Origin of the sequence: Amycolatopsis sp. NPDC021455 (assembly GCF_040640995.1) — a bacterium.
GTDB lineage: Bacteria > Actinomycetota > Actinomycetes > Mycobacteriales > Pseudonocardiaceae > Amycolatopsis.
Genome location: NZ_JBFACT010000001.1, coordinates 145,329 through 171,098, shown reverse-complemented (window position 1 = coordinate 171,098; position 25,770 = coordinate 145,329). Strand labels below are relative to the sequence as shown.

At 71.5% G+C, this 25,770-nt stretch carries 28 protein-coding genes and 1 pseudogene; 14 read left to right on the top strand and 15 right to left on the bottom strand.

From position 1 onward, the window contains the following. Positions 1-3 precede the first annotated feature (3 nt). Positions 4-570 (top strand): annotated as a pseudogene (locus AB0G28_RS00955) (DUF998 domain-containing protein); the annotation flags it as partial. Between the two features lie 78 nt (positions 571-648). On the opposite strand, the gene AB0G28_RS00950 reads toward AB0G28_RS00955, so the two are convergent. After that, positions 649-1,677 (bottom strand): D-cysteine desulfhydrase family protein, encoded by a 1,029-nt coding sequence (locus AB0G28_RS00950; protein ID WP_361081662.1) that lies wholly within the window; start codon positions 1,675-1,677, stop codon positions 649-651. A gap of 28 nt (positions 1,678-1,705) precedes the next feature. Next, complete coding sequence (locus AB0G28_RS00945; protein ID WP_361081660.1) at positions 1,706-2,254, bottom strand: dihydrofolate reductase family protein; 549 nt, start codon at positions 2,252-2,254, stop codon at positions 1,706-1,708. Positions 2,255-2,384: 130 nt separating this feature from the next. Here AB0G28_RS00945 and AB0G28_RS00940 point away from each other — a divergent pair, with 130 nt between their 5' ends. The 3 genes from AB0G28_RS00940 to AB0G28_RS00930 are packed head-to-tail and all read left to right on the top strand — an operon-like array spanning position 2,385 to position 5,148. Next, a complete protein-coding gene (locus AB0G28_RS00940; protein ID WP_361081659.1) occupies positions 2,385-3,761 on the top strand; it encodes an amidase in 1,377 nt (458 codons plus the stop codon). Further along, the gene (locus AB0G28_RS00935; RefSeq protein WP_361081657.1) at positions 3,728-4,303 is read left to right on the top strand and encodes a TetR family transcriptional regulator; all 576 of its coding nucleotides are present in this window, start codon (positions 3,728-3,730) and stop codon (positions 4,301-4,303) included. The genes AB0G28_RS00940 and AB0G28_RS00935 overlap by 34 nt, the downstream gene beginning before the upstream one ends. After that, positions 4,303-5,148, top strand: coding sequence for an oxygenase MpaB family protein (locus AB0G28_RS00930; protein ID WP_361081655.1), 846 nt, complete (start codon positions 4,303-4,305; stop codon positions 5,146-5,148). Before AB0G28_RS00935 ends, AB0G28_RS00930 begins: the two co-directional genes overlap by 1 nt. Positions 5,149-5,172: 24 nt before the next feature. Here AB0G28_RS00930 and AB0G28_RS00925 read toward each other — a convergent pair whose 3' ends face one another. Further along, positions 5,173-5,724 carry a CGNR zinc finger domain-containing protein gene (locus tag AB0G28_RS00925; RefSeq protein ID WP_361081653.1) on the bottom strand — a complete coding sequence of 184 codons (552 nt, stop codon included), beginning with the start codon at positions 5,722-5,724 and terminating at the stop codon, positions 5,173-5,175. 53 nt (positions 5,725-5,777) lie between these two features. Here AB0G28_RS00925 and AB0G28_RS00920 point away from each other — a divergent pair, with 53 nt between their 5' ends. The 5 genes from AB0G28_RS00920 to AB0G28_RS00900 all read left to right on the top strand — a co-directional run bounded on the left by AB0G28_RS00920 (position 5,778) and on the right by AB0G28_RS00900 (position 10,270). Next, positions 5,778-6,632, top strand: a complete 855-nt coding sequence (locus AB0G28_RS00920) for an alpha/beta hydrolase (protein ID WP_361081651.1) — start codon at positions 5,778-5,780, stop codon at positions 6,630-6,632. 96 nt (positions 6,633-6,728) lie between these two features. Further along, positions 6,729-8,126, top strand: coding sequence for a hypothetical protein (locus AB0G28_RS00915; protein ID WP_361081650.1), 1,398 nt, complete (start codon positions 6,729-6,731; stop codon positions 8,124-8,126). Further along, positions 8,123-8,515, top strand: a complete 393-nt coding sequence (locus AB0G28_RS00910) for a FixH family protein (RefSeq protein WP_361081648.1) — start codon at positions 8,123-8,125, stop codon at positions 8,513-8,515. The genes AB0G28_RS00915 and AB0G28_RS00910 overlap by 4 nt, the downstream gene beginning before the upstream one ends. An 11-nt stretch (positions 8,516-8,526) precedes the next feature. Next, a complete protein-coding gene (locus AB0G28_RS00905; RefSeq protein WP_361081646.1) occupies positions 8,527-9,669 on the top strand; it encodes a hypothetical protein in 1,143 nt (380 codons plus the stop codon). 55 nt (positions 9,670-9,724) lie between these two features. Next, entirely contained in the window at positions 9,725-10,270 is a 546-nt protein-coding gene (locus AB0G28_RS00900; protein ID WP_361082339.1) for a hypothetical protein, read from the top strand. A 117-nt stretch (positions 10,271-10,387) separates the two neighbouring features. On the opposite strand, the gene AB0G28_RS00895 is transcribed toward AB0G28_RS00900, so the two are convergent. Further along, entirely contained in the window at positions 10,388-10,642 is a 255-nt protein-coding gene (locus AB0G28_RS00895; protein ID WP_361081644.1) for a DUF397 domain-containing protein, read from the bottom strand. Positions 10,643-11,049: 407 nt separating this feature from the next. On the opposite strand from AB0G28_RS00895, the gene AB0G28_RS00890 reads away from it, so the two are divergent. Further along, positions 11,050-11,304 carry a hypothetical protein gene (locus AB0G28_RS00890; RefSeq protein ID WP_361081642.1) on the top strand — a complete coding sequence of 85 codons (255 nt, stop codon included), beginning with the start codon at positions 11,050-11,052 and terminating at the stop codon, positions 11,302-11,304. A 71-nt stretch (positions 11,305-11,375) separates the two neighbouring features. On the opposite strand, the gene AB0G28_RS00885 is transcribed toward AB0G28_RS00890, so the two are convergent. The 4 genes from AB0G28_RS00885 to AB0G28_RS00870 all read right to left on the bottom strand — a co-directional run bounded on the left by AB0G28_RS00885 (position 11,376) and on the right by AB0G28_RS00870 (position 14,623). Then, positions 11,376-11,981 carry a class I SAM-dependent methyltransferase gene (locus tag AB0G28_RS00885; protein ID WP_361081640.1) on the bottom strand — a complete coding sequence of 202 codons (606 nt, stop codon included), beginning with the start codon at positions 11,979-11,981 and terminating at the stop codon, positions 11,376-11,378. Further along, complete coding sequence (locus AB0G28_RS00880; RefSeq protein WP_361081638.1) at positions 11,978-12,823, bottom strand: SAM-dependent methyltransferase; 846 nt, start codon at positions 12,821-12,823, stop codon at positions 11,978-11,980. The genes AB0G28_RS00885 and AB0G28_RS00880 overlap by 4 nt, the downstream gene beginning before the upstream one ends. Continuing rightward, positions 12,798-13,646, bottom strand: coding sequence for an SAM-dependent methyltransferase (locus tag AB0G28_RS00875; RefSeq protein ID WP_361081636.1), 849 nt, complete (start codon positions 13,644-13,646; stop codon positions 12,798-12,800). Before AB0G28_RS00875 ends, AB0G28_RS00880 begins: the two co-directional genes overlap by 26 nt. Positions 13,647-13,759: 113 nt before the next feature. Next, entirely contained in the window at positions 13,760-14,623 is an 864-nt protein-coding gene (locus AB0G28_RS00870) for a helix-turn-helix transcriptional regulator (protein ID WP_086860877.1), read from the bottom strand. A gap of 235 nt (positions 14,624-14,858) precedes the next feature. Here AB0G28_RS00870 and AB0G28_RS00865 point away from each other — a divergent pair, with 235 nt between their 5' ends. Both AB0G28_RS00865 and gndA read left to right on the top strand, forming a co-directional pair. Then, the gene (locus AB0G28_RS00865; RefSeq protein ID WP_361081635.1) at positions 14,859-15,779 is read left to right on the top strand and encodes an MBL fold metallo-hydrolase; all 921 of its coding nucleotides are present in this window, start codon (positions 14,859-14,861) and stop codon (positions 15,777-15,779) included. An 85-nt stretch (positions 15,780-15,864) separates the two neighbouring features. Continuing rightward, complete coding sequence (gndA, locus tag AB0G28_RS00860) at positions 15,865-17,304, top strand: NADP-dependent phosphogluconate dehydrogenase (RefSeq protein ID WP_361081633.1); 1,440 nt, start codon at positions 15,865-15,867, stop codon at positions 17,302-17,304. Positions 17,305-17,463: 159 nt separating this feature from the next. Here gndA and AB0G28_RS00855 read toward each other — a convergent pair whose 3' ends face one another. From AB0G28_RS00855 to AB0G28_RS00830, 6 genes are read right to left on the bottom strand one after another with little or no spacing between them, the layout of a single operon-like run. Next, positions 17,464-18,201: a Clp protease N-terminal domain-containing protein gene (locus AB0G28_RS00855; protein WP_361081631.1), complete on the bottom strand. Its 738-nt coding sequence runs from the start codon at positions 18,199-18,201 to the stop codon at positions 17,464-17,466. Between the two features lie 52 nt (positions 18,202-18,253). After that, positions 18,254-19,429, bottom strand: a complete 1,176-nt coding sequence (locus AB0G28_RS00850) for a 4-hydroxybenzoate 3-monooxygenase (protein WP_361081629.1) — start codon at positions 19,427-19,429, stop codon at positions 18,254-18,256. Then, complete coding sequence (locus AB0G28_RS00845; RefSeq protein WP_361081627.1) at positions 19,426-20,649, bottom strand: FAD-dependent oxidoreductase; 1,224 nt, start codon at positions 20,647-20,649, stop codon at positions 19,426-19,428. The genes AB0G28_RS00850 and AB0G28_RS00845 overlap by 4 nt, the downstream gene beginning before the upstream one ends. Positions 20,650-20,673: 24 nt before the next feature. Next, the gene (locus AB0G28_RS00840; protein WP_361081625.1) at positions 20,674-21,465 is read right to left on the bottom strand and encodes an IclR family transcriptional regulator; all 792 of its coding nucleotides are present in this window, start codon (positions 21,463-21,465) and stop codon (positions 20,674-20,676) included. Continuing rightward, positions 21,462-21,782, bottom strand: a complete 321-nt coding sequence (locus AB0G28_RS00835; RefSeq protein WP_361081623.1) for an NIPSNAP family protein — start codon at positions 21,780-21,782, stop codon at positions 21,462-21,464. The genes AB0G28_RS00840 and AB0G28_RS00835 overlap by 4 nt, the downstream gene beginning before the upstream one ends. Further along, positions 21,779-22,918: a 5-methyltetrahydropteroyltriglutamate--homocysteine S-methyltransferase gene (locus tag AB0G28_RS00830; protein WP_361081622.1), complete on the bottom strand. Its 1,140-nt coding sequence runs from the start codon at positions 22,916-22,918 to the stop codon at positions 21,779-21,781. The genes AB0G28_RS00835 and AB0G28_RS00830 overlap by 4 nt, the downstream gene beginning before the upstream one ends. A gap of 82 nt (positions 22,919-23,000) precedes the next feature. Between AB0G28_RS00830 and AB0G28_RS00825 the strand changes: the two genes are divergently transcribed. Continuing rightward, positions 23,001-24,323: a nucleobase:cation symporter-2 family protein gene (locus AB0G28_RS00825; protein WP_361081620.1), complete on the top strand. Its 1,323-nt coding sequence runs from the start codon at positions 23,001-23,003 to the stop codon at positions 24,321-24,323. Here AB0G28_RS00825 and AB0G28_RS00820 read toward each other — a convergent pair. Then, a complete protein-coding gene (locus AB0G28_RS00820; RefSeq protein WP_361081618.1) occupies positions 24,310-24,852 on the bottom strand; it encodes a hypothetical protein in 543 nt (180 codons plus the stop codon). The genes AB0G28_RS00825 and AB0G28_RS00820 overlap by 14 nt on opposite strands. 168 nt (positions 24,853-25,020) lie before the next feature. On the opposite strand from AB0G28_RS00820, the gene AB0G28_RS00815 reads away from it, so the two are divergent. Then, a complete protein-coding gene (locus AB0G28_RS00815; protein WP_361081617.1) occupies positions 25,021-25,761 on the top strand; it encodes a rhomboid-like protein in 741 nt (246 codons plus the stop codon). Positions 25,762-25,770 lie beyond the last annotated feature (9 nt).

Here is a 25,770-nt window from a genome sequence, read left to right as displayed (position 1 = left end):
GGCATGGGGACGGAAGCGGGGAAGCGCACGAGACCGTGGCGGCTGGTCGCGGTGGCGGCGATCGGGTGGGGCCTGTTCACCGCGGTGGTGCTGCACGTGATCAGCTCACGCAACCCGGTGTACGACACCTTGTCGAGCTACACGGTGACCGACCGCGGCGAAGGCATGCTCGGCGCGAGCGTGCTCTCGCTGGCCATCGGGTCGCTGGCGGTGCTCGGCGCGCTGCAGGTCGCCGGGGTGCCGCTGTCGCGGACGACCCGGCTGCTGCTCGCGCTGTGGGCGCTCGGGCTGGCCGCGGCCGCGATCTTCCCGGCGAGCTACCCGGAAGCGCCGGACCCGGTGAGCGGCGAAATCCACCTCTACGCGTGCCTGGTCGCGTTCTGCAGCCTGCCCGGCGCGGCGATTTCGCTGCTGGAACCGCTGAAGGGCCGCCCGGAACGCGGGGCGCTGGTCCGGGCGATCCGGCTGACCGCGGCCGCGTTCGCGCTCTTCGCCACGAGCTTCGTCTTCGTGCGGCTCAGCGAGGCCGGGATCGCGCCGTTCCCGGCGATCTCCGAGGTCTTCCCGATCGGTGTCACGCAGCGGCTGCTGCTGCTCGCCGACGTCGGGCTGCTGGGCACGCTGCTGTGGCTGGCGGCCCGGCTGGAATCAGCCTTCGACGGCCGCCGCCAGTTCGGGCGCGTAGCCGTACAGGCCGGGCATGCCGCCGGTGTGCAGGAACACCACGTGGTCGTCCGGGGCGAAGTGACCCGCCCATTCGATCAGCGCCGCGGCCACCTTGCCGGTGTAGACCGGGTCGAGCACGACGCCCTCGGTGCGGCCGAAGAGGCGTAGCGCGTTCCAGACCGCGTCGGTCGGGATGCCGTAGCCGGGGCCGAGCGTGGAGTCGCCCAGCCGGACGTGGTTCAGCGCGGGCGGTTCGACGCCGAGCAGCTTCGCCGCGCCGCCGACGAGGTCGCGCAGGTTTTCCGTGGCCTCGTCGAGCGGGTGGCTGACACAGGCGACGCCGACGCCGAGGCCGCCGAGCAGCCCGGTGGCCAGGGCCACTCCGGCCGCGGTGCCGCCGCTGGCGTGCGGGACGACGAGGTGGGCGCGCTCGATGCCGTGTTCCGCCAGCTGCTTCGCGAGTTCGTGTGTGGCGCGGACGTACCCGAGGGCACCGAGGTCGTTGGAGCCGCCGACGGGGATCGTGGCGACCTTCCGGCCCTCCTGCGCGGCTTCGGCGACCAGGCGGTCGTAGGTGCGGCCGGTCTCCTCGCCGTCGGCGCAGACGTGGACGGTCGCGCCGAAGAGCTTGTCCAGCGGGATGTTGCCGGAACGTTCGTACGCGTCGCCGTCGCGCGGGACCTTCGCGGTGAGGACGAGTTCGCAGCGCAGGCCGAGCTTCGCGCACGCGGCGGCGGTCTGGCGGCCGTGGTTGGTCTGGAGCGCGCCGAACGTGAGCACGGTGTCCGCGCCGGCCGCCCGTGCGGCGCCGAGGTGGTACTCCAGCTTGCGGAGCTTGTTGCCCCCGGCGCCGAGCGGGTGGACGTCGTCGCGCTTGAGCCAAAGGTTCCGGAGGCCGAGGGCCTCGCCGAGCCGCGGGGCCGCCTGCAGCGGCGTCGGCCAGCCGCCCAGGTCGACGCGGGGGACCGCGGCCAGCGCGGCATCCGGGAATCCGGCGAAGTCGAACGTCATCGGCCCTCCAGGCTCGGCTTTCCACCCACTAAAGCACTCGGAAGCGAAGTTCGGTGACCGGCCCGACCTCCCGCACGCCGATCCGCCGGAGCGTGACGCCGTCGAGCTCGGGGTCGCCGAACAACGGCAGCCCGGCGCCCAGCAGCACCGGAGCGATCAGGACGTGCAGCTCGTCGGCCAGCCGGGCCCGCACGGCCTGCTGGACCACGCTCGCGCCGATCACCTTGACCGCCCGTTCCCCGGCGGCGGCCCTCGCCTGCGTGATCGCCGAAGCGATCCCGTCGGTCACGAAGGTGAAGGTGAGGTTCTCGTTCCGGGCGGGCAGCACGGCCGGCGGCCTGTGGGTGACGACGAAGATCGGGACCTGGAACTCGTAGTTGCCGGCGTACCAGTCCGGGTCCTCGGCCATCGCGTACGACCGGCGGCCGAGGACGACCGCGCCCGTCTCCCGGATCAGGTCGGTCATCCACTCGCTGCCGGTCGACGCGGCGGGATCGGACAGCCGGGCCGTGCCACCTTCGCGATCGGCGACGAAGCCGTCCAGCGACATGCTCATCCCCGCGTGCACCGTGGCCATGGTTTCTCCTCACGTAGTCGTCGAAGGGACAGACGGCCGGGACGCCGAAAACTCATCGGGAGTAGCCGAAGACCGCCGGCATCCGGTAACGTTCGTTCGTTCGAACGAACGAGAACCTTCGGGGGCCGCCATGACCGCTACGAGCCTCGATTTCACGGGCCTCGCCGCCCAGGCCGCGCAGCTCACCGCGGGCGAGGTCACCTCGGCCGAGCTCACCGCGGCGGCGCTCGGGCGCGCGCACGCGAGCCAGCCCACGCTCAACGCCTTCCGTCACCTGCGTGACGACGAAGCCCGGGCCGAAGCCGCCGAGGCGGACCGGCGGCTGAGCGCCGGCGAGCGCGCGCCGCTGCTGGGCGTGCCGGTCGCGATCAAGGACGACGTCGACCTCACCGGCCTGCCCACTTCGTTCGGCTGCGTCGGCGAGTTCCCGTGCGCGACGTCCGACGCGCCCGCCGTCGCGCTGCTGCGCGAGGCCGGAGCTGTGATCATCGGCAAGACGAACACCCCCGAGCTGGGCCAGTGGCCGTTCACCGAAGGCCCCGCCTTCGGCGTGACGCGCAACCCGTGGCACCCCGGCCACACCCCAGGGGGTTCTTCGGGCGGGAGCGCGGCCGCGGTGGCGTCGGGGGTCATCGCGGCCGCGCTCGGGTCCGACGGCGCCGGTTCGGTGCGCATCCCCGCCGCGTGGACGGGGCTGGTCGGCATCAAGACCCAGCGCGGGCGGATCCCGACCGGCGGCGAGCTGTTCCACGGCCTGACCGTGCTCGGCCCGCTCGCCCGGACGGTCGAGGACGCCGCCCTGCTGCTCGACGTCACGGCCGCCACCGGCCGCGCCTTCCGGACCGCCGCCGGCCGCGAGCCCGGCAGGCTGCGGATCGGGCTGTCGACGCGGATCCCGTTCACCGCCACCAAGACCCGGCTCGACCCGGTCGTCGAAGCGAGCGTGCGGCGGCTGGCCGAGTCCCTCGCCGGGCTGGGCCACGAGATCGTCGAGGTCGAACCCGACTACGGGCTGATCGGCCTGACGTTCCTGCCGCGCTCGCTGACCGGCGTCCGGGACTGGACGCTGCGGGTGCCCGACCGGGCCGGGCTCGACCCGCGCACGCGCAGCAACGCCGGCCACGGCCGCCTGCTGGCCGGGCCCGCGCTGCGGCTGGCGCGCGCCCTCGAGCCGGGCCTGCACCGGCGGATCGGCTCGGTGTTCGGCCGCGTCGACGTGCTGCTCACCCCGACCACCGCGACCCCGCCGCCGCCGATCGGCACCTTCGACGGGCTGTCCGGCTGGGAGACCGACCAGGCCATGATCGCCGCCTGCCCGTACGCTTGGCCGTGGAACGTGCTGGGCTGGCCGGGGGTCAACGTCCCGGCCGGGCTGACGGCCGAGGGTCTCCCGCTCGGCGCGCAGCTGCTCGGCCCGTCGCACGCCGAGGAGCGGCTGATCTCCCTCGCCGCGCAACTGGAAGAGGTCGAACGGTGGCCGGAGCGGCATCCCGCGACAAGGTGGTGAGCACGCGGGAAGCCATCCTGCGCGGCGCGCTGACGGTCGTCGGCGAACACGGCGTCGGCGGGCTGACGAACCGCCGGATCGTCGCCGCCGCCGGCGTCTCGCTCGGCACGCTGACCTACCACTTCTCCAGCCAGACGGCGTTGCTGCGCGAAGCGATGCTGCTGTTCGTCGAGGAGGAGACGGCGAAGCTGGGCGCGATCGTCGACGGCTACCGCGCGGACGGGTTGAGCGTGGAGCAGGCGGCCACGGTCGTCGAGCACGTGATCGCGCAGCTGCCGTTCGGCGCCGACGAGCTCGGCGCGCACGAGCTGTACCTCCAGTCCGCGCGGGATCCCGAGCTGCACGAAGCTTCGTCGCGCTGCTTCGCGGCGTACGACGAACTGGCCGTGACGATCCTCGAAGCCTTGGGGGTGCCCCAGCCGCGGCGGCTGGCCGGCCCGGTGGTCGCGCTGATCGCCGGGCTGCAGCTGCGGCGGCTGGCCACCGGCGAGACCGACACCCCGGTGGCCGAACCGCTGATGATGCTGCTGCGCGGGGCGTAGTGGCGCCACCGGTCGTCCGGGGCACGGCGGCGTGGAAGTACTTCGGCGACTTCCGCGACGCGCTCCTGGCCGAGCAGGTGCTGGTGCTGCAGGTGGCACACCCGGTCGTCGCGGCGGGCGTGCGGGATCATTCCGACTACGCTTCGGATCCCTGGACGCGCCTGATGCGGACGGTCGCCTCGCTGTCGATCTACGTTTACGGCGGCGTGGCCGGGGCGCGGGTGGAAGCGGCGCGGTTGCGGTCCTTGCACCGGACGTTCACCGGCACGGCGGACGGACGGCGGTACAGCGCGCTGGACCCGGCGGCGTATGCGTGGGTGCACGCGACGCTGGTGAAGGCTCCGGTGGACGCGCAACGCTTTTTCGGTGTGCCGCTGTCCGCTTCGGAGCTCGAGGAGTACTACGCGCAGATGTGCGGCATCGGGCGGCTGCTCGGGGTCCGGGAGCGGGATCTGCCGCGGGACTGGGCGGCCTTCGAGCGGTACTACGACGCGATGGTGGCGGGTTTCCGGCCGAACCCGACGATCGACACGCTGTTCGAGACGATCCGGACCGCGGGGAAACCGGTGCGGTGGCTCCCGGATTCGTGGTGGCGGCGGTTGCGGATCGGGCAGCTGTTCCTGGTCCGCGCCACCTTGCCGCCTTCGTTGCGGAAGACGCTGGGTCTGAAGTGGACGGAGGCGGACCAGCGGCGGTTCGAGCGGTTCGCGGCTTGCGTGCGGTTCGTCGCCACGCCGGTCCCGGCGGGGCTGCGGACAGCGCCCATGCGGTGGGTCGGGAAGCTCAACGTGTGGCTCCGGGCGCACCCATGGGCCCACCGGCTGCTGGTAGGCGGTCGTGACTGAATAACAGTGTCTTGACCCGCTTTTTCACTCACGACCACTGACTCGCGCGTAGTGCGCCCGGGCCTTCGCGCGGTTGCCGCAGCGTGCCATCGAGCACCACTGGCGGTTCCGGCGTGGGGAGGCGTCGCAGAAGCGGAGCCCGCAGTCGTCCGCCGCGCAGATCCGGACCTCCGCGTCGCTCGTCGCCAGGTCGATCGCGTCCGCCGCCAGGACCGCGAAGGCCGCCGCCACCGGGTCCTTCGGGGCCGGGATCTCGCGCCTGAGCACGCCGCCCGCCAGGGTCAGGCGGGGCGGGGGTGCCGGCGCCGCGGCCGCCGCGTTGTTGACCAGCTCGATGTCCATCTTCTCCGGCACCTCGGGCGGCAGGAGCACGCGGTCGATCGCCTCCCGCAGCGCTTTCGCCGCCAGCACGTTCCCCGCCGTCACCGGCACCGGGCCCGCCGTGAACCCGGCGAGCGAAAGCCACTCGGCCAGCGCGTCCGGCCCGGTCAGCAGTTCCACGCTCTCGGCGTGCCGGGAGCGCAGCGTGTTGACCAGGTCGAGGCACGGCCGTCCGCCGTCGAAGACCCACTCCATGCCGCCATTCTAACCCTTGAAGACAGTTAGAAGCCGGGCTATCGTCTAACCCCATGAACCGGTTAGAACGCATGGCCACGGTCAACGGGATCCGGATGCACTACCGCACGGCCGGGGACGGGCCGCCGCTGTTCCTGCTGCACGGCTGGCCGCAGACGTCGCACTGCTGGCGCAAGGTCATCGAGCCCCTCGCCGAGACGCACACCGTCATCGCCCCCGACCTGCGCGGCTACGGCCGCACCGACAAACCGCGCACCGGCTACGACAAGCGCACGATGGCCGCCGACGTCGCCGCGCTGGCCGAACACCTCGGGTTCGCCAGGACGGCCGTCGCCGGGCACGACCGCGGCGGCCGCGTCGCCCACCGCTGGGCCCTCGACCGCCCCGACCAGGTCGAACGCCTCGCCGTGCTCGACATCGCCCCCACCCGCGCGATGTGGCAACGGCTCGACGCCGGCGTCGCGAAGGCGTACTGGCACTGGCTCTTCCACCTCCAGCCCGACCTCCCGGAACTGCTCGCCGGCCAGAACATCGCCGCCTACCTCGGCTACTTCTTCGAGCGCTGGACCCACCAGCGCCACGCCCTCGACGCGGACGCCGTCGCCGAGTACGTCCGCGCGTTCTCCCAGCCCGGAGCGCTGAGGGCCGGCTTCGACGACTACCGCGCCTCCTTCCCGGACGACGCCGGACTCGACGACGCCGACTACGCGGCCGGCAAGCGCGTCACCCAGCCGCTCCTCGCGCTGTGGGGCGCGAACGGCCTGCTCGGCACGCTCCCGACGCTCGAAATCTGGCGGGAGTACGCGGACGACGTCATCGGCGAAGCCCTCGCCGAATGCGGCCACTTCCTCCCCGAGGAACAGCCGGACGAAGTCGTCGCGCACCTGCGGAACTTCCTGCGCCCCTGAGTTCCCCGGGTGCGCCGGTCCCCCGGACTGGGGATCGGGGTTCCCTCGTCGCCGTGACGCACGCCACCCCCTCCTCCGGTTAGGTTCACCAGCACGATGGGGAGCAAACCGAAACTCGCACTGGCGCTGCTGCTGGCCATCCTGGGGATCGCGGCCGGCGGCGGGACTGCGCACGCCGACGGCGCGCCGTCCGGCGCCGACATCCAGGTAGCGCAGACGCTCGGCGCGCGCGAACTGACCGTGATCATCCGCCGGGTCGACGTGACGCCGTCGCCGCTGCGGGTCGACGTCGTGACGCACCGGGGCACCGCACCCGGCACGCTGCACCTGAGCGTCGCGGCCGACGGGGTCGTCACCGCGAAAGCCGACGTCGTCCTCGGCGCCGAACCTGGTGTCTACGCGGGGAATCTGCGTGTCGGGAAGCCGGGACCGTGGGAACTCTCGCTGTCCGACGGCACGAGCCCGGCCGCCACGATCCCGTTCATCGTGCCGGCTCGCGTGGTTCCGCCGTGGGAAAAGGCGGCCTACGGCGGGTTCGTCGCCGCGGGCGCGTTCCTGCTGCTCGCCCTGATCGTCGGACTCAGGGCGAGACGCACCGCCTTCGCCCTGGTCCCGGCGGGCGGCGCGGTCGCCGCGATCGCCGTCGCCGTCACGGGCGCCCTGCTGTCGGCGAGCACTCCCCCGCCACCCGCGCCGGGCAGCCAGCTCGACCCGACGTTCGACAACGTCACCGACCCGTACGCCAACGCCCGTCTGTCGACAGTGGACTACTCGCGGCCACCGGTGAACCTGGCCGTCCGCGCCGAACGCGGTGAGCTGCGACTGGGCCTCACCGACGGCGCCACCGGACGTCCGGCCGACGACCTGCTCGTCCACGACAACGCCCTCGTGCACCTCGTCGTGGTCTCGCCGTCGGGCCGGATGAGCCACCTGCACCCGGTGCGCGTCGGCCCGGGCGACTACCGCGTCGGCCTCGCCGATCCGGAGGCGGGCACGTACGCCGTCGCCGCGGAACTCGTCCGGCGCGGTGGTGGAGTCCAGCTTGTACGGTCCACAGTGGACATGACTGGTGCCGCGGCACCCGCTCCCGAACCGGCGGGCGCCGGACCGCGAACCGTCGACGGCACCCCGGTGGACCTCACGATCAGCCCGGGCCCGCCGGCGACGATCACCGCGCACTTCCGGACCCACGACCTCCAGCCGTGGCTGGGCATGCTCGGCCACCTGATCATCGCGGGGCCGATCACCGGGCCGGTCGGGGAAAGCGCCGCGAAGGCACCCACGTGGGCGCACGTCCACGCGATGATCCCGCCGGTCGCCGGGCAGCTCGACCGCCCGGACGAGACCGTGGCCGCGTACGGCCCGGACGTCGGTTTCACCTACACCTTCTCCGCGCCCGGCCGGTACCGGATCTGGCTGCAGGCCGAACGCGACTACCGCGTGCTCACCATCCCGGCCGTCGTGGACGTCCCCGCGAACGGAGCCGGCCGATGAAGCGCCCGACCGTCCTGATCGCCGTGGTCGCGCTCGTGGCCGCGGCCGGGATCGCGTGGCTGCTCTGGGGTGGCGGTGACGCGAAATCCACTGCCCAGCAAGCGGTTTCCGGGCCGTACACCGTCCAGTTCTCCGCGGACGAGCCGCGCGTCGGCGGCAACACGTTCACGCTCGGCGTCACCGGGCCCGCGCCCGACGCCGTCACGGTCGCGCCGGTGATGGCGCAGATGGGGCACGCGTTCCCGCCGGTGCCCGCCGGCCCGGACGGGCCCGGCCGCTTCCGCGCCGTGGGCGTCGGGCTGCCGATGGCCGGGCAGTGGGAGATCACCGTGTCCCTGCGCGGCCCGGGCGGGCCCGCGCAAGTCGTCTTTCCCGTGTTGGTCAAGTAAAAGGAGGGGGAATGGATCTCACCGCATCCGGCGTGCGCACCACGTCGGTGACGAAACAGGCACGGACGGGGTTGCTGCCCGCGAACGTCGTGCTCGGGGGTTCGCTGCTGTCGCTGGTCGGGCTCACCTGGGACATCCAGTGGCACAGCGACGTCGGGCCGGACACGTTCTTCACACTGCCGCACTTGTTCCTGTACGCGGGCAGCGCGGTCGTCGGCCTGGCGAGCCTCGCCGTCGTGCTGCTGACGACGGCGGCGCGGCGCGCGGGACGGCCGGTCGACCCACGGGTCGGCGGGCGCGTGGTCAACGTCTTCGGCCGGACGTTCGCGGCACCGCTGGGCTACCTGGTCTCCGGCGTCGGCGCGGCGACGTTCCTGCTGTACGGCCTCTGGGACCAGTGGTGGCACGGGCTCTACGGCTTCGACGCGGTCATCGACTCGCCGCCGCACATCGGGCTGCTGCTGTCGATCTCGGTGTCGCTGATCGGCACGACCGCGGTGTTCGCCGCGGCGCGCGAGCACCGCTGGGGCCGGCTCGGCACCCTCGCCTCGCTGACCGTGCTGCTGACGTTCGCGCCCGTGACGGCGCTGGGGCTGCAGCAGGTGCCGGACGACTACGCCGACGCCGTGGCGATCGGCACGTCGATGATGGCGGTGCTGCTGGTCGCGGTCGCGGCCGGGTTCCTCCGCCGTCCGGGTGGCGCGCTCGGCACGGCGGCGATGGTCGCGGCCGTGCAGGGCGTCTTCTGGTGGTTCTCGCCGTGGGCGGCGAGGGCGTACGCCGACCTGGTCGATTTGCCGTTGCGGGACACGATCTCGGGCGTGCCCGAGATGCCGTCGCTGGCACCGCTCGCGCTGCTGCCGGTGGCCGGGCTGATGGAACTGGTGTACCTCGCCGGCCGGCGCCGGGGGTGGCGCGCGGGCCGGGTGTCCGTGGTCGCCGGCGGGATCGCCGGGCTGCTGCTCGGGCTCAGCCTGCCGCTGCAGCAGGCGATGCTCTACCCCGGCGCGCACGTGCCGCCGGCCTGGTACCTGACGACGACCGCCGTGCTCAGCGCGGCTTTCGGGCTGCTCGGCGGGTTCGCCGGGTGGCGGTTCGGCGGGATGCTCTGCCTGCTGGCGCCCGCGAAGAAGGGGGAAACCGCTGATGCGTAAGACAATGTCACTCGGGGCTCCGCCCCGGCCGGGGGCTCCGCCACCCGGAACCCCCATAAGGCGGGCATTGCTCGCCTTGGCCGCCGTCGCCGGCCTGCTGTTCGCGACCGCGGCGCCGGCGAACGCCTACGAACCGGTCAACATCGTGCACACCGAGCGGGTGCAGGCCGGGCCGTACGGGCTGACAGTCGGGTTCAGCACCTGGCCGGTGAAGGCCATGCAGTCACTGGACTTCACGTTCATCCCCGACGGCGGGATCGAAGGGAAGTCCGGCACGCTCAGGATGCTCGGCCCGGACAGCATGCAGCGGCGCGCCCAGCCGCTCGTGCGGCACCCGCGCAAGCGCGACGTCTGGGGTCTCGACGTCCGCTCGCTGCCGCAGCCAGGCGACTGGACGTTGCAGTTCACCGTCAACGGGCCCGCCGGGACCGGCACCGGCGAGTTGCGCGCGTTGCCGGTGCAGGAACAGCCGGGGCCGCCGATGGGGCTGAGCTGGGCGATCAGCACGCTGCCGCTGATCGGGCTGGTAGTGCTCGTCGTGGTGGCCTGGCGCCGGACCCGCGGCCGGCTGCGCGGTGGGGAGCTTCCGGCAACCGGGTGAGATTTCCCTCACATCCGGCGCTCAGGCGTATTCACGGCGTCGCGAAGGCCTCCTTCACCGCAGAGGACGGGGAAGGGGGCCTTCACCATGCTGTTCGAGGACACAGCTGTCGCGAACTCAGGCGGGCAGGTCGAACTGCCCCGCCTTGACGGCGATCAGGAACGCTTCCCACTCGGCGGTGTCGAACACGAAGACCGGGCTGCCGGCGAGCTTGGTGTCCCGGACGCCGATCATCCCTTCGCGACCCAGGTTGACCTCGACGCAGCTGCCGCCGTTGGGCTCGCTGGCGAACGACTTCTCCCAGGCGGCCTCTTGGAACAGGGACACGGCCGTGTTCGGATCGTAATCCGCGAACGACGGATAATCCGCCATGGGTCGTACCTCCGAGGATCGTTGGGGGGCGCGGCCGTGACCTGGTCGAAGGTCCCCGCTCCCGGCTACTCAGTGTCTCAATGGAGTACGCCAAGGGGCCAAGCGGGTGATCAACTGGCTCCGGCCTCGACATGAAGATTATTCCAGGAGTAGGATTAATCGCATCGGCCGGGGCGCCGGCGTCGGCGAACGACAGCCTGCCCGCGACGGGCGGTCGTCCACGCAGGACGAGTGCCGGAACCGACCCGATCCCAGCCACGGTTATGACCTCATGGGGGAGGATCAGCGTGATTGTCGAGGAGAGTGCGCCACCAGGCCTGGTCCGGACCAAGCATGGGGAAGCGTTTGCGCGCTCCGCTGCCGAATGGCGTGCCCGGTCACCGCGACGAGAGCTGGGGGTGTAGAAGATGGCCGTCCGGCTGAACTCGCTGTTGCGCCGCGAGGACGAACAGCACCGTGGCCGCCGCGGAATCGGGAACGAACTGAGGAACCGCTTCGGCTTCAGCCTGATCCAGGCGCCGCTGCGCAAGACCACGACGTGGGCGACGGACCAGGACCTCCCGCTGCGGCACTACTCCGACGGGGTCCGGACCACCCGGCCGCTCGAGACCTCGATCGACCTGACGCCCCTGCTGCGCGGCCGCATCGGCTCGCGCGCCTGAAGCCCTGAACTGCCGTACCACCACAAAGAGCCCCGGTTCCCTTCGGAACCGGGGCTCTCGCCTTCGGACGGCTAAGGCTTTCGCAGGAAGAGGCGGCCCTGGCGGAAGGGACGCTCGCCTTCCCCGTGCGCGCGGTACAGCCGGCCCACCTCGACGAGCCCGGCCGCGGCCGCCAGGCCCGCCAGCTCGTCCAGCGGCCAGCGGTAGGCCGTCGTGACCTTGTGGTCGAACTCCGTCACCGGCCCGCCGTCGGATTCGAAGCACCCCAACAGAACGTGACCGCCCGGGGCCAACGTCCGGGTGAACTCGGCCAGGATGCCCGGCACCTCCGCCGGCGGCGTGTGGATCACCGAGTACCACGACAGGATCCCGGCCAGCGACGCGCCGGGCAGGTCCAGCGCCGCCATGGAACCGACTTCGAACCGCAGCGACGGCTCGGCGGCGCGGGCCAGCTCGATCATCGCCGGGGACACGTCGACGCCGAACACGTCGAGCCCCAGCGACCGCAGGTGCGCCGTGAGGTGGCCGGGGCCGCAGCCGAGGTCGGCGACCGGGCCGCGGCCGCGCACGGAGTCCGCGAACGCCGTCCACGCGGCGCGGTCCAGCGGGTGGTCGTCCCAGATGTCGCGGACGAACTCGGCGTACTGGACGGCGACCGGATCGTAGGCGGCCGTCACGGTTTGCGGCCGAGGCCGCACAGGTGCCCGACGAACGCCGGGTCGTTCGCGAGCTTCTTCGTGGCCCGCGACTCGATCTCCTCGGGGTGCCACTCCGGGAGGAACACGATGCCCGGCTCGACCAGCTCCAGCCCCTCGAAGAACGACGTGAACTCCGCGCGCGTGCGCAGGTGCAGCGGCGTGCTGGACCGGTCGTACTGCTTCATGATCGACTCGCGGCTTTCCGCGTCGGCCATCGCCTCCATGCCGTCGCTCGTCAGGTGCGAGGACAGGAAGTACGAGCCCGAGGGCAGCAGCGACAGGTACTTCTGGATGATCTCGCCCACCGGCTCGTCCTCGCCGAGGAAGTAGAGGACGCCGACCATGATCAGGCCGATCGGGCGGTTCTGGTCGAGCACGCCGGTTTCGAGCGCGCGCTTCCAGATGTCGGCCGGGTCGCGCAGGTCACCGTGCAGCACCGCGTGCCGGCCTGCGACGCCTTCGCGCTCCAGCAGGATCTGGGAGTGCGCCACCGCGACCGGCTCGTTGTCGACGTACACGCACCGCGCGTCCGGGTTCACCGCCGCCGCGACCTCGTGGACGTTCCCGACCGTCGGGACACCCGACCCCAGGTCGAGGAACTGGTCGACGCCGTTGCGCGCCAGGTACCGGACACCGCGGCCGAGGAAGTCGCGGCCGACCCGGGCGACCGTCTTGATCATCGGGAACGTCTTGACGGCCTGCTCGCCGAACTGCCGGTCGATGGCCCAGTTGGCGGTGCCGCCGAGGAACCAGTCGTAGATGCGGGCCGCGTTCGGCCGCTCGAGGTCGACGCCTTCAGGCGCTTCGGGATCCGTCGTCATCTTGTCCTCCAGGCTTGCGGCCGACACCGCCGACCACGCTCGCGAGGGGGACCGTGGCGGCGCCGGGCTCAGGGCGCCACTCTCCCACAGGCACGATTCCCGGCTCGACCACCTCGAAGTTACCGAAGAACGCGGCGATCTCGTCGAGCGACCGGGAGATCGCGGGCGAGCTCGACCGCTCCGACAGCTTGACCAGCCGCCGGATCTGCGCCAGCTCTTCGCCTTCGACGCCGGATTCGGTCGCGTGCGAAAGGACGTACGCCGATCCGGGTGCGAGCAGCCTCCGGTAGTCGCGGACGGCTTCCCGCACGCCCGTGACGTCCGGCAGGAAGTGCAGCACCGCCACGGTCAGCAGGCAGATCGGCCGCTCGGGGTCGAGGACGCCGGTGGCCAGCGCGCCTTCCCAGACGTCTTCGACGTCACGCAGGTCGGCGTGCAGCACGGCGTGCCGCTCGGGATCCCCGGCTTCCTCCAGCAGCATCCGCCCGTGCGCGACGGCCACCGGCTCGTGGTCGACGTAGACGCACCGGCTGTCGTCGGCGTAGTCGTCGGCCACTTCGTGCACGTTGCCCGCGGTGGGAATGCCGCTGCCGAGGTCGAGGAACTGCGTGATGCCCTCCGCGAGGCAGTAGCGCACGGCCCGGCCGAGGAAGTCCCGGTTGCTGCGCGCGAGGGTTTTCGCCAGCGGGAAGATCTGGACCGCCTGCTCGCCGTACTGCCGGTCGATGGCCCAGTTCGCGGTGCCGCCGAGGGCCCAGTCGTAGATGCGCGCGATGTTCGGCCGGTCGAGGTCGATGGCATCGGGAAGGAAGTCGGGGTCCACGACGTCCCCTTCAAGCGGGCATTTTCAAGCGGCGTTTCTGTGAATTCGAGCGCAACAGACCCACTCTACCGACAGTTGTTCACTGCCTGGGACAGCTCCCGCGGCCATTCGCCCTATTGGATCTGCTGCATCTGGGCGCGGTAACCCTCCGCGAGCTCCTTGAGGAACTGGCGGGTCTCCTGGCGCTCCAGCGCGGCGCCGCGCAACCGGTCCCACGAGTCGACGAAGATGTTGAAGTCCTTGACGTCGTCGAGGTAGAGCCCGCCGGCGGAGTGCTCGATGTAGACGAAGTCCCGCGTGCGGTCCGGGAAGCGCATGATCGTGAAGTCGTTGGGCACCGCGGCCAGCCGTGCCCCGAACGGCAGTACGTGCACGTACACCCGCGGGTGCTTCTCGAGCGAGAGCAGGTGCTCGACCTGGTCGAGCATCACCGCGGGCGCGTAGCCGCCGGGAGCCCGGCGCAACGCGCCTTCGCTGATGATGAACCGGTAGTACGGCGGCTGCTGCTGCTCGAACACGGCCTTGCGGTCGAGGCGGTTGCGCACCAGCGACGTCACGTCCGTCGCGCCGGCCTCGGTGAACTGCTTGAGCATGTAGTGCTCGGACTGCAGCGGGCCGGGGATGCGCTCACCGTGCCAGGTGAGGATCTCCGCGGCCGCGGGCTCCAGGTCCGTGAAGGTGCGGAACCAGTGCGGGACCACCGAGCGGTAGCCCGACCAGTGGCCGCGCTGCCCGGCGGCGGCCCGCGCCAGGTTCATCAGCGTGTCGGCCTCTTCGCCGTTGATCCCGAACGCGTTCAGCATCGATCGCACATCCCCGAGCTTCACCCCGACGGCACCGGACTCGATCTTGTTGACCTTGCCCTGGGTGCAGCCGAGGACCTCGGCGACCTGCTGCTGTGTCATCCGCGCCGCGGTGCGGGCATGCCGGAGCTCGTTGCCGAGCTGCTTCCGGCGCGAGGTGACGGTGCTGGCCATCGCCCTGCTCTCCCGGACCACTACCAAGCAACGGCGGCCACCGGCCGCCGTCGCACGCGAACTATCGAACCCACCCAGGCTAGTGCTTCACCTTGCGGATCTCGATGATGACACCGCGCAGCGTTCCAGGAAACGCCGCGGAACGCCAGTCACCTGCGCTATCACTCGCCTGGACCAGCGAAATTCCGAATTATTCCGCCAACCGGCGGAGCCCCGGCTGGGGCATAGTGGCCCCGTGACCGATCGTTCGCCCTCCGCCGCCACCGTCACCCCGCTCGCCGACCAGGTGCACGGTTACGTGCAGCCCGACGGCTCCTGGTACATCAACAACTGCGGGTTCGTCGACGCCGGCGACCACACCGTGCTGATCGACACGTGCTCGACCGAGCGCCGCACGCGCGCGCTGCTCGAGACGGTCGAACACACGACCGGCAGCCCGGTGACGACGCTGGTGAACACCCACCACCACGGTGACCACACCAACGGCAACTACCTCGTCGAGGGCGCGGCGGTGATCGGCCACCGCAAGACGCGCGAGCTGCTGGCCGCCGAGGGCATCCAGAAGTTCGAGGGGATCTTCGTCGGCAGCGACTGGGGCGAGCTGCGGTCCCGGCCGCCGGAGATCGTGTTCGACGACCGGCTCACGCTGTACGCCGGGGACGTCGAGATCCAGCTGATCCACCCCGGGCACGCGGCGCACACGACCAACGACGTCCTGGCCTGGCTGCCCGGGCCGCGCGTGCTCTACGCCGGTGACCTGGTGTTCCACGGCGGGAGCCCGTTCGCGCTGATGGGCTCGGTGGCCGGCTGGCTGGCCGCGCTCGACGTGATCCGCGAGCTGGACCCGGCCGTGATCCTGCCCGGCCACGGCGGCCCGTGCGACCTCTCCGCGGTGGAGACGGTCGGCCGGTACCTGGCCTTCGTCCAGAAGACGGCCGAGCGCGGGAAGGCCGCCGGGCTGTCGCCGCTGGAGCTGGCCAAGGAGACCGACCTGGGTGAGTTCGCGTCGCTGACCGAGCAGGAGCGGCTGCCGGGGAACCTCCACCGGGCGTACGCCGAGCTGGACGGCGCCGAGTGGGGGGCCGACATCGACCTGGTGGCGGCCATCACCGACATGCTCGCCTTCAACAAGGGCCCGATCCGCTGCTTCTCCTGAACTGAGTGAGCCATCGCTCCGTGCCCTTCCTTGAGGCGTCGATCGGACTAGGGTCTGAATCGAGAGAGTCGTTGGAAGGATTCGGATGAGCAAGAAGGCGAGCATCGGGGTCACCGGCCTGGCGGTCATGGGCCGCAACCTGGCCCGCAACCTGGCCCGGCACGGACACACGGTGGCCCTGCACAACCGGTCCGAGGAGCGGACCCGCGCGCTGGTGGAGCAGTTCGGCGACGAGGGTGACTTCATCCCGGCGTACTCCGCGCAGGACTTCGTCGACGCGCTGGAGCGGCCGCGGCAGGTCGTGATCATGGTCAAGGCGGGCGCCCCGACGGACGCCGTCATCGAGGAGTTCGCGCCGCTGCTCGAAGAGGGCGACGTCATCATCGACGCCGGCAACGCGCACTTCGCCGACACGCGCCGCCGCGAGAAGGCGCTGCGCGAGCGGGGGCTGCACTTCGTCGGCAGCGGCGTCTCGGGCGGTGAGGAAGGCGCGCTGCACGGGCCGAGCATCATGCCCGGCGGCTCGAAGGAGTCGTACGAGTCGCTCGGCCCGCTGTTCGAGGACATCTCGGCGAAGGTCGACGGCGAGCCGTGCTGCACGCACATCGGCGCGGACGGTGCCGGTCACTTCGTGAAGATGGTGCACAACGGCATCGAGTACGCGGACATGCAGCTGATCGCGGAGTCGTTCGACCTGCTGCGGCACGCTGGCGGCTACTCCCCCGCCGAGATCGCCGACGTCTTCCGCACGTGGAACACCGGGCGGCTGGACTCCTACCTGATCGAGATCACCGCCGAGGTGCTCGCGCACGTCGATGCTTCTTCGGGCAAGCCGTTCGTCGACGTCGTCGAGGACGCCGCCGAGCAGAAGGGCACCGGCCGCTGGACCGTGCAGATCGGCCTCGACCTGGGTGTCCCGATCTCGGGCATCGCCGAAGCCGTCTTCGCGCGCTCGCTGTCCGGGTCCAAGTCGCTGCGTGCGGCGGCTCGCGGCCTCGGCGGTCCTTCGGCGGCGCCGCTGTCGGGTTCCTCGCTGGAGCGCTTCGCCGACGACGTCGAACAGGCGCTGTACGCGTCGAAGGTCGTCGCGTACGCGCAGGGCTTCAACCAGATCCAGGCCGGCGCGACGGAGTACGGCTGGGACATCGACCTCGGCAAGGTCGCGTCGATCTGGCGCGGCGGCTGCATCATCCGCGCGAAGTTCCTGAACGACATCACCTCGGCCTACGCCGAGGAGCCCGCGCTGCCGACGCTGCTGACCTCGGGCGGCTTCCGCAAGGCGGTCGAGGACGCGCAGGACTCGTGGCGCTCGGTGATCTCGACGGCGGTCAAGCTCGGCATCCCGACGCCGGGCTTCTCGACGGCGCTGGCGTACTACGACGGCCTCCGCGCCGACCGCCTCCCGGCGGCCCTGGTCCAGGGCCAGCGGGACTTCTTCGGCGCCCACACCTACCGCCGGGTGGACCGCGAAGGTTCGTTCCACACGGCCTGGGCCGCCGACGGCCGCCCGGAAGCCTCCGCCTGACAAAGTCCGTGAAGGCCTCCTTACCGGCTGTAAGAGCCGGTAAGGAGGCCTTCACGGCTTTTCGCCGTCGCGGGCGGGAAGACCCCCTGGTCCTTCCCGATCACGCGCAGGCGAGCAGGGTCACCAAGGCCACGGCGAGGATGGCGGCCAGCAGGAGTCTCACTGCCCCCGGGCGGCGAGGATCTCCGCCAGCACCTCCAGGATCTTCGCCTCGGCCTTGTCCTTCTTGACGCCCAAGCCGTCGAGCACCTCGAAACCGGCGCCTTCGCCCTGTTCCAGCAGGGCCAGCAGCATGTGCTCGGTGCCGATGTAGTTGTGCCCCAGCCGCAGGCCCTCGCGCATGGTCAGCTCGAGGGTCTTCTTGGCGGCCCCGGAGAACGGCACCGGGTTCGGCGCGGGGTCGGCCCGCTCGGGCAGCCGCGCCTCGGCGGCTTCGCGGACGGCGTCCAAGTGCACGCCTTGCGCGAGGATCGCCCCCGCCGCCAGCGCCGCCGGCTCGGTCAGCAGCCCCAGCACGATGTGCACGGTGTCGATCTCCGGACTGCCGTGGTCGACGGCGGCCTTCTGGGCCTCGACGATCACGTGCCGGGCCCGGTCGGTGTAGCGGCCGTAGACGCGTTCGATCGCCCCGCTGGGGTCGCCACCGGGGTCGACCTTCGGCACGAACCGCTTCTGCGCGGCCTGTTTCGTGACGCCCATGCTGGCGCCGATCTCGGTCCAGGACGCCCCGGACCGCCGGGCCTGGTCCACGAAGTGGCCGATCAGGTGGTCGGCCACTTCGCCGAGGTGCTGGCCGACGTAGACGGCGTCGGTCAGCTGGGCGAGGGCGTCCTTGTCGTGGTTGCTCTTGATGGCGCTGATGAGGTCGTCGAGCTTGATGTTCATCGGGAGGTCCATGCCGTCAACTGTAGGTTGACGCTGCCCGAGCGTCAACCTTGAGTTGACGATCTCAGGCGAACGGCAGCCCCACGTAGTTCTCGGCCAGGCTGGTCGCCGCCGCCCGCGACGACGTCGTGTAGCGAAGCTGCGACAGCTGCAACTGCCGGGCGAAGCCGTCCGCGTGCGGGTCGGTGTGCAGCATCGTCGTCATGAACCACGAGAAGTGCTCGGCCCGCCACACCCGGCGCAGGCAGGTGTCCGAATAGGACTGGGCGAGCGACTCGTCCCCGCGCAGCAACGCTTGCAGCGCTCGCGACAGCACGCGGACGTCGGCGATCGCCAGGTTCATGCCCTTGGCGCCGGTCGGCGGCACGATGTGGGCGGCGTCGCCGGCCAAGAACAGCCGTCCGTGGCGGAGTGGTTCCGCGACGAAGCTGCGCATCGGCGTGATCCCCTTGTCGAGGATCGGGCCCTCTCGCAACGTGAAGTCGCCTTCGACCTCGAGCCGTGCGGTCAGCTCGGCCCAGATCCGGTCGTCGGACCAGGCGTCCAGCGACTCGGCCGGGTCGACCTGGAGGTAGAGCCGCGTGATCTCCGGTGTCCGCATGCTGTGCAGCGCGAACCCGCGTTCGTGGTGGGTGTAGATCAGCTCGTGGTGCGACGGCGGCGTCCGCGCGAGGACCCCCAGCCACGCGAACGGGTATTCGCGCTCGTACACCGTGAGCGCACTGTCCGGAATGGACGGACGGCAGATGCCGTGGAACCCGTCGCAGCCCGCGACGGCGTCGCATTCGATGGTCTGGGCGACCCCTTCGGCATCGCGGTAACCCACCCGAGGCCGATCCGTGTCCACATCGGACAGAGAGACGTCCGAAACCTCGAACGAGATCGGGTAGCCGCGGGCTTCGTGCGCGTCGATCAGGTCCTTGACGATCTCCTGCTGCCCGTAGACCGTGATCGTCTTGCCGGTCAGCTCGGTCAGCGCGATCCGGTGGTCGGCGCGGTCGAACCGCAGCGACAGGCCTTCGTGCGGCATGCCTTCGGCGGCCAGCCGCTCGCCGAGCCCCAGCGACGTCAGCAGCTCGACGGTCGGCTGCTCGCACACACCGGCCCGGACGCGCTGCCGGACGTACTCGCGGTCGCGTGCTTCCAGGACCACGCAGTCGATCCCGGCCTCGTGGAGCAGGAAGGACAACAGCAGCCCGGCCGGGCCGGCGCCGATCACCGCGACCTGGGTGCGCATCACGCCGCCCTCGCCTTCAGATGGGCCTTGAGGTCGAAGGCGCTCGCTTCGAGGTCGGCGTAGGCGGGCCGCGGGTCCGCGGTGAACAGGCGGCGCGCGGCGATGTGGTCGGCCGGCCGGTTGACCGACTCGACGGCGACGAGGACGTCGCCGCGGAAGGACAGCACGGAGAACCTGCCTTCGGCCGGGTCACCGGCGACCACGGTCCGGTCGGCTCCGGCGAGGATCCCGGCGATCTGCAGCTTCGCGCCCGCCTGGTCGGTCCAGAACCACGGCAGGCTCGCGTACGGCTCGGGCGTGCCGGTCAGCACGGCGGCCACGCACCGGGCGTGGTCGACGGCGTTCTGCACGGACTCCAGCCGCGTCGCGGTCCCCGCCTGCACGCACGGGAAGTTCGCGCAGTCGCCGATGGCGAAGATCCGCGGGTCCACCGTGCGCAGGTGTTCGTCGACGACGACGCCGTTGTCCACCGGGAGACCGGCGGCCGCGGCGAGCGTCGTCTCGGGCACGACGCCGACGGCGACCACGACCAGGTCGGCGGGCAGCCGGGTGCCGTCGGACAGCTCGACCTCGCGGACGCGCTCGTCGCCGTGCAGGGCCGTGACACCTTGCCCCAGCACCACCGTGTGCCCGGCGTCGCGGTGCAGCGAGGCGAAGTAGGCGGAGATCTCCGGCGTCGCGACCCGGTTGAGCAGCCGGTCCTGCGCCTCGACGATCGTCACCGGGCGGCCCGCGTGCGAGGCGAACTCCAGCCCGATGAACCCGCCGCCGACCACGACGACGTTCCCGGCCCGCTCGAGGGAGGCGCGCAGCCGGTCGGCGTCGTCGCGGGTGCGCAGGGTCAGCACGCCCGGCAGGTCCGCGCCGGGCACGGGCAGCCGCCGGTTGCGCGCGCCGGTGGCGAGGACCAGGTGGTCGTAGCCGAGCTTCCGGCCGTCGTCGAGCTCGATTTCGCGCGCGTCGCGGTCGATGGCCTCGACCCGGGCGGCGACCAGCTCGATGTCCTTCTCGGCGAAGAAGTCCTCACCACGCAGGTGCAGCTGTTCCTGCCCGGCGGTCCCGGCCAGGTAGGCCTTCGACAGCGGCGGCCGCTGGTACGGCACGCCCGGCTCGTCCCCGGCCAGCACGACCCGGCCGTCGAAGCCGCGATCCCGCAGCGAAGCCACGGCCTGGAACCCGCTCTGCCCCGCCCCGACGACGAGAACCGTGTCCTGTGCACCCATGCCTGTCATCCGATCACAAGAGGCTCATGCCGTCGAGGAATCGCCGGACGAGCGCAGCGCGCGCGGCGCACCGAGCACCCGCGAGATGCCGCGTGCCGCGGCCCGGACCGCCGGGATCAGCGTCCGCGGGTCCGTCCCCTCGGCGGGAACGACGACGGAGATCGCCGCCACGACCTCGTCCGTCGAGTCGTAGACCGGGGCCGCCACCGACAGGGCGACCAGTTCGATCTGGCCGTCGCTGATCGCGTACCCGTCGCGGCGGACGTCCGCGAGCACCCGCCGCAGCTGCGTGGCCGAGCCGATCGTCTTCGGCGTGAACGTCTTCAGCGGGCCGGCCAGGACCTCTTCCTGCGCCTCGGCCGGCGCGTGCGCCAGGAGCACCTGGCCGACGCCGGTCGCGTGCGCGGGCAACCGTCCGCCGACCCGCGTCACGACGTTGACCGCGCCGCGGCCGGAGATGCGCTCGACGAACACCACCTCCGGCCCGTCGAGCACCGCGAGCTGCACGTTCTGGTGCGTGGCCTCGTAGAGGTCCTCCAGGAACGGCATCGCGCTCTCCCGCAGCTCCGCGCCGTGCGGCGCGAGCGACGCGACCTCCCACAGCCACAGCCCGACGCGGTAGGCGCCCGTTTCGTCGCGCATGAGCGCGCCGCGGCGGGTCAGCTCGCCGGCCAGCCGGTGCGTGGTCGACAGCGGCAGCCCGACCCGGCGGCTGAGCTCCGACAGCGTCAGCCGCGGCCGCTCGGCCGTGAACGCGCCCAGCAGATCCAGGACCCGGTCCACGACCGACGGCGGCCGCGACGCGCTGTGTCTCACCCCTCTTCGTCGTCCGGGAGCAGCGGGCGCATGAACGTCCGCCGGTACCGCACCACGCAGCCGCTCTCGTCGCGGATCTTGTCGGCCTCGATGAAGTCCGGGTCGACGCCGAACAGCGTCCGGTAACGCTCGTACGCGGCCAGGCTCTCGAAGCTGAACAGCGCCCGTGCTTCGTCGCTCGCCCCCTCCGCCGGCAGGAAGTAGCCGTGGTGGATGCCGCCTTCGCGCTGCACCAGCCGCATCCACGCGGTGGCGAAGCGTTCGAAGTCGGGCAGCTTCGCGGGGTCGATGACGTAGTCGACGACGCAGGTGATCACCGGCCGCCCCAGACGCGGTCGGCCGTCGCGACGATCAGCTCGAGCTTCCGCAGCTGGTCGTCCGCGGTCAGGTCGTTGCCTTCCTCGGTCGAGGAGAACCCGCACTGCGGCGACAGGCAGAGCCGGTCGATGTCGACATAGCGCGATGCCTCTTCGATCCGCCGCACCAGGACGTCCGGGTCTTCCAGCTCCGGCCGCTTGGTCGTGACCAGGCCCAGGACGACCTTCTTGTCCTTGGGCACGAACCGCAGCGGCTCGAAGCCACCGGAGCGTTCGTCGTCGTACTCGAGGAAGAACCCGTCGACGGCCAGTTCGCCGAAGAGCGCCTCCGCGACGAACTCGTAGCTGCCCTCGGCGGCCCACGACGACCGGAAGTTGCCCCGGCACAGGTGGGTCGTCACGGTCAGGTCCTCGGGACGGCCTTCCAGCGCGGCGTTCATCGTCGCGATGTTGCGCAGGTGCTGGGTGTCGGGGTCGCCGCCCATCCGCGCGACGAGCTCCCGCTGCGCCGGGTCGTTCAGGTAGGCGAGGCTGGTGTCGTCCAGCTGCAGGTACCGGCAGCCGAGGCCGTGCACCGCGCTGACCTGCTCCCGGTAGGCGGCGCTGAGGTCGGCGAAGAACTCTTCGAGGTCCGGGTAGACGCTCTCGCTGACCGCGGCCCGGCCGCCGCGGTAGTAGACCATGCTCGGCGACGGGATGGTCAGCTTCGGCGTCACGCCGGGGTCCACATGGGACCGCAGGAACCGGAAGTGGTCGGCGAAGATCGGCTCGTCGAGCCGCACCTTGCCGTCGACCTGCAGGCCCGGCGGGCTGAACTCGAGGTCGCCCGCCAGGTTGTGGAACTTCACGTGCAGCCGCTGGTCGCTCTTCGAGATGCCGCCGAGCGAGTAGATGAAGTCCATGTGCCACGAGGCACGCCGGAACTCGCCGTCGGTCGCCGAGCTCAACCCGGCCGCCTTCTGCATCTTGATCACGTCGCGGATCGCGTCGTCCTCGACCGCGCGGAGCTGCTCCGCGCCGATCTCGCCGCTTTCGTGCCGCCGCCGCGCGTCACGCAGCACCGGGGGCCGCAGGAGGCTCCCGACGTGATCGGCGCGAAACGGCGGACCCACCTGGGAAATACCGCCCGAAGTCATGCACCGATGGTCACACATTCGCGGCCTTCGCGCCGCCCCTCGAAACAAGATCATGACGCGCGGGGCTTGCTACCGTCCGCTCATGACGAAACACCCGGTCGACGAAGGTCTTCCCGCCGGACGGCTGGCACTGCTCGGCCTGCAGCACATGTCGATCATGTACGCCGGTTCGGTCGCGGTGCCGCTGATCGTCGGCAGCGCGCTCAAGCTGGACCCGGCGACGATCGGGCTGCTGGTCAACGCCGATCTCCTGGTCGCGGGCATCGCGACGCTGATCCAGGCGGTCGGGATCGGGAAGATCCTCGGCATCCGGCTGCCGGTGGTGGCGGGCGCGACGTTCAGCGTCGTCAACCCGATGATCCTCATCGCGTCGCAGTACGGCCTGCCCGCGGTGTACGGCGCGATGCTGGCGTCCGGTGTCTTCGGGCTGCTGATCGCGAAGCCGTTCGCCAAGATGATCCGCTTCTTCCCGCCGCTGGTCTCCGGGACGCTGCTGCTGGTCATCGGCGTTTCGCTGGTCGGCCCGGGCGCGGCGATGATCGCCGGGCACGACCCGAGCGCGCCGGACTACGCGGCGCCGTCGCACATCGCGCTGGCGTTCGGCGTGATCGCGCTGGTCGTGCTCTTCACGCGGGTGCTGCGCGGGTTCGCCAACCAGGTCGGGCCGCTGCTGGCGCTCGTCATCGGCCTGGTGGTGGCGGTGCCGATGGGCCTGGTGCACGGGGACGCCATCCGCGACGCGGGCTGGTTCGGCCTCGCCTCGCCGTTCCACTTCGGCGCGCCGACGTTCCCGGTCGCGGCGGTGCTGTCGATGTGCGTGGTCATGCTGGTGACGTTCACCGAATCGACGGCCGACCTGATCGCCGTCGGCGAGATCACCGGACGGCCGCCGACCGACGCGGACCTCGCGCGCGGCCTGGCCACCGACGGCGTCTCGGCGGTCCTCGGCGGCGTGATGAACTCCTTCCCCGACACGGCGTTCGCGCAGAACGTCGGCCTGGTGCAGATGACCGGCGTGCGCAGCCGCTGGGTCGTCGCGGTGACCGGCGGGGTGCTCGCCCTGATGGGCCTGGTGCCGAAGATCGGCGCGTTCATCGCGGCGATCCCGGAGCCGGTGGTCGGTGGCGTGGCGGTGGTGATGTTCGCGATGGTGGCCGCGGTCGGCGTGCAGAACCTGCGCAAGGTGGAGTTCTCGGGCAACCACAACACGTTCGTCGTCGCGGTGGCCCTCGGCATCGGGCTGCTGCCGGCGTTCGTGCCGGACTTCTTCAAGCACTTCCCGGCGTGGCTGCAGACGATCGGCGGCAGCCCGATCACGGTGACCGCGTTCCTGGCCTTCTCGCTGAACCTGCTGTTCAACCACCTCGGCCGGCGCCGCGAGCCGGACCTGCTCACCAGCAGATGATCAGGAAGCAGGTCGTCGGCTTGGGCGGCTGCTGCTGCGGCGGCGTGGGCGTGGGCGAATGACCGCCGGCCGGGGGCGTGGTGGTGGCCGCCGAGGAGCCCGGAGGCTGGGGGCCGGCCGTCGTAGTCGGCGTCGTCGGCGTTTCGGTGCTGCTTCCGCCGCTGCTCTGCGTCGCCGGCGCCGTGCTGCCCGGGACCTCGGTGACGGTGCCGCGGTGCTCGCCCGCGGCCGTCACGACGTCGCCGCCGGTGCCGCCGCCGATCCCGCCGTCGGACGGCGAGTCGGTGGCCTGGTCCGCTCCGCCGAGGCCGGTGGTGCGCTGGGGGAAGGGGATGACCTGGATCTGGTCGACCGGGGAGGCGTCCTGGCGTGTCTTGCCGCCGAAGGCGACCAGTACCGCGGCGGCCCCGCAGCCGATGACGACGGCCATCATCACCGCCACCACCCGCCAGCGCGAGCTGGCCGGCGGCGGGTTGTCGCCCCAGCCTTCGCGCACGAGCAGCTCGGCGACCGATATCTCGTCGTTCACCCCGACAGACCTTCCCGAGAGGCCTCTCGGCCGAATCGTGACCGTATTCTTACCGCACAAGTGCCCCGAACGGGTGAAGTAGCGGCAAAAATCTGTAACGTATCGCCGACTTCGACCGACAGTGACGTCCACAGCGTTTTCTAAGCCGGCGCTCGGAATACTCCCAGCATGACCGGCGAAGCTCAGTCCATGCTGCTGAAGGCGAGACAGCCGGTCCCCCGGGCGCCCCTCAGCGGTCGCGCTTTGCTCCGGTTCGTCCCGAATCCGAAGACGACGCCGTTCACCCTCGGCTACCTGGTCGTCCTGCTCGGCACGACCCTGCTGCTCGAGTTCGCCGACCCGGCGGTGACCGAGCGGCTGCTCCGGCTGTCCAGCACCGACGCCCACAACCTGTGGCGCCGCCCGCTGACCTCGCTGCTGACCAGCGCGTTCTGGCTGCCGGACCAGGGCTGGCTCGCCTACGCCGTGATCTTCGCGGTCGCCGTCGCCCCGCTGGAACGCCGCTTCCGCACCCGCCGCGTGGCCACCGTGTTCTTCTCCGGGCACGTCCTCGCCACGCTCGTCACCGAGCTGCCGGTGATGGCCCTGATCAGCGCCCACGTCCTGCCCGGCTCGGCCGGGCACTGGCTCGACATCGGCGTCAGCTACGGCTTCTTCACCACGGCCGGCGCGCTGGTGTTCCTGCTGCGCGGCCGCGCGCGGCTGGGGGCGCTGGCCGCGATGGAGGCGTTCATCGCGGTGATCTACCTCAGCGACGACCCGGTGAGCCTCGACTCGATCGTCACGCTGCTCGGCCACGCCTTCGCCGCGCACTTCGGGCTGCTGTTCTGGGGACCGCGGCTGCGGCGCGCATCCGCAGGCCGGGGCCCGATTCCGACGGATATACAGGAGCCGGAGTCGGTGGTGTAATCGACGGGC

What these genes read in the sequence shown, in the direction of transcription:
- AB0G28_RS00950 (WP_361081662.1), bottom strand. Translation starts at nt 1,677, where the DNA reads ATGACGTTCGACTTCGCCGGATTCCCGGATGCCGCGCTGGCCGCGGTC.
- AB0G28_RS00945 (WP_361081660.1), bottom strand. Translation starts at nt 2,254, where the DNA reads ATGGCCACGGTGCACGCGGGGATGAGCATGTCGCTGGACGGCTTCGTC.
- AB0G28_RS00940 (WP_361081659.1), top strand. Translation starts at nt 2,385, where the DNA reads ATGACCGCTACGAGCCTCGATTTCACGGGCCTCGCCGCCCAGGCCGCG.
- AB0G28_RS00925 (WP_361081653.1), bottom strand. Translation starts at nt 5,724, where the DNA reads ATGGAGTGGGTCTTCGACGGCGGACGGCCGTGCCTCGACCTGGTCAAC.
- AB0G28_RS00920 (WP_361081651.1), top strand. Translation starts at nt 5,778, where the DNA reads ATGAACCGGTTAGAACGCATGGCCACGGTCAACGGGATCCGGATGCAC.
- AB0G28_RS00915 (WP_361081650.1), top strand. Translation starts at nt 6,729, where the DNA reads ATGGGGAGCAAACCGAAACTCGCACTGGCGCTGCTGCTGGCCATCCTG.
- AB0G28_RS00910 (WP_361081648.1), top strand. Translation starts at nt 8,123, where the DNA reads ATGAAGCGCCCGACCGTCCTGATCGCCGTGGTCGCGCTCGTGGCCGCG.
- AB0G28_RS00905 (WP_361081646.1), top strand. Translation starts at nt 8,527, where the DNA reads ATGGATCTCACCGCATCCGGCGTGCGCACCACGTCGGTGACGAAACAG.
- AB0G28_RS00895 (WP_361081644.1), bottom strand. Translation starts at nt 10,642, where the DNA reads ATGGCGGATTATCCGTCGTTCGCGGATTACGATCCGAACACGGCCGTG.
- AB0G28_RS00890 (WP_361081642.1), top strand. Translation starts at nt 11,050, where the DNA reads ATGGCCGTCCGGCTGAACTCGCTGTTGCGCCGCGAGGACGAACAGCAC.
- AB0G28_RS00880 (WP_361081638.1), bottom strand. Translation starts at nt 12,823, where the DNA reads ATGACGACGGATCCCGAAGCGCCTGAAGGCGTCGACCTCGAGCGGCCG.
- AB0G28_RS00870 (WP_086860877.1), bottom strand. Translation starts at nt 14,623, where the DNA reads ATGGCCAGCACCGTCACCTCGCGCCGGAAGCAGCTCGGCAACGAGCTC.
- gndA (WP_361081633.1), top strand. Translation starts at nt 15,865, where the DNA reads ATGAGCAAGAAGGCGAGCATCGGGGTCACCGGCCTGGCGGTCATGGGC.
- AB0G28_RS00855 (WP_361081631.1), bottom strand. Translation starts at nt 18,201, where the DNA reads ATGGACCTCCCGATGAACATCAAGCTCGACGACCTCATCAGCGCCATC.
- AB0G28_RS00845 (WP_361081627.1), bottom strand. Translation starts at nt 20,649, where the DNA reads ATGGGTGCACAGGACACGGTTCTCGTCGTCGGGGCGGGGCAGAGCGGG.
- AB0G28_RS00830 (WP_361081622.1), bottom strand. Translation starts at nt 22,918, where the DNA reads ATGACTTCGGGCGGTATTTCCCAGGTGGGTCCGCCGTTTCGCGCCGAT.
- AB0G28_RS00825 (WP_361081620.1), top strand. Translation starts at nt 23,001, where the DNA reads ATGACGAAACACCCGGTCGACGAAGGTCTTCCCGCCGGACGGCTGGCA.
- AB0G28_RS00815 (WP_361081617.1), top strand. Translation starts at nt 25,021, where the DNA reads ATGACCGGCGAAGCTCAGTCCATGCTGCTGAAGGCGAGACAGCCGGTC.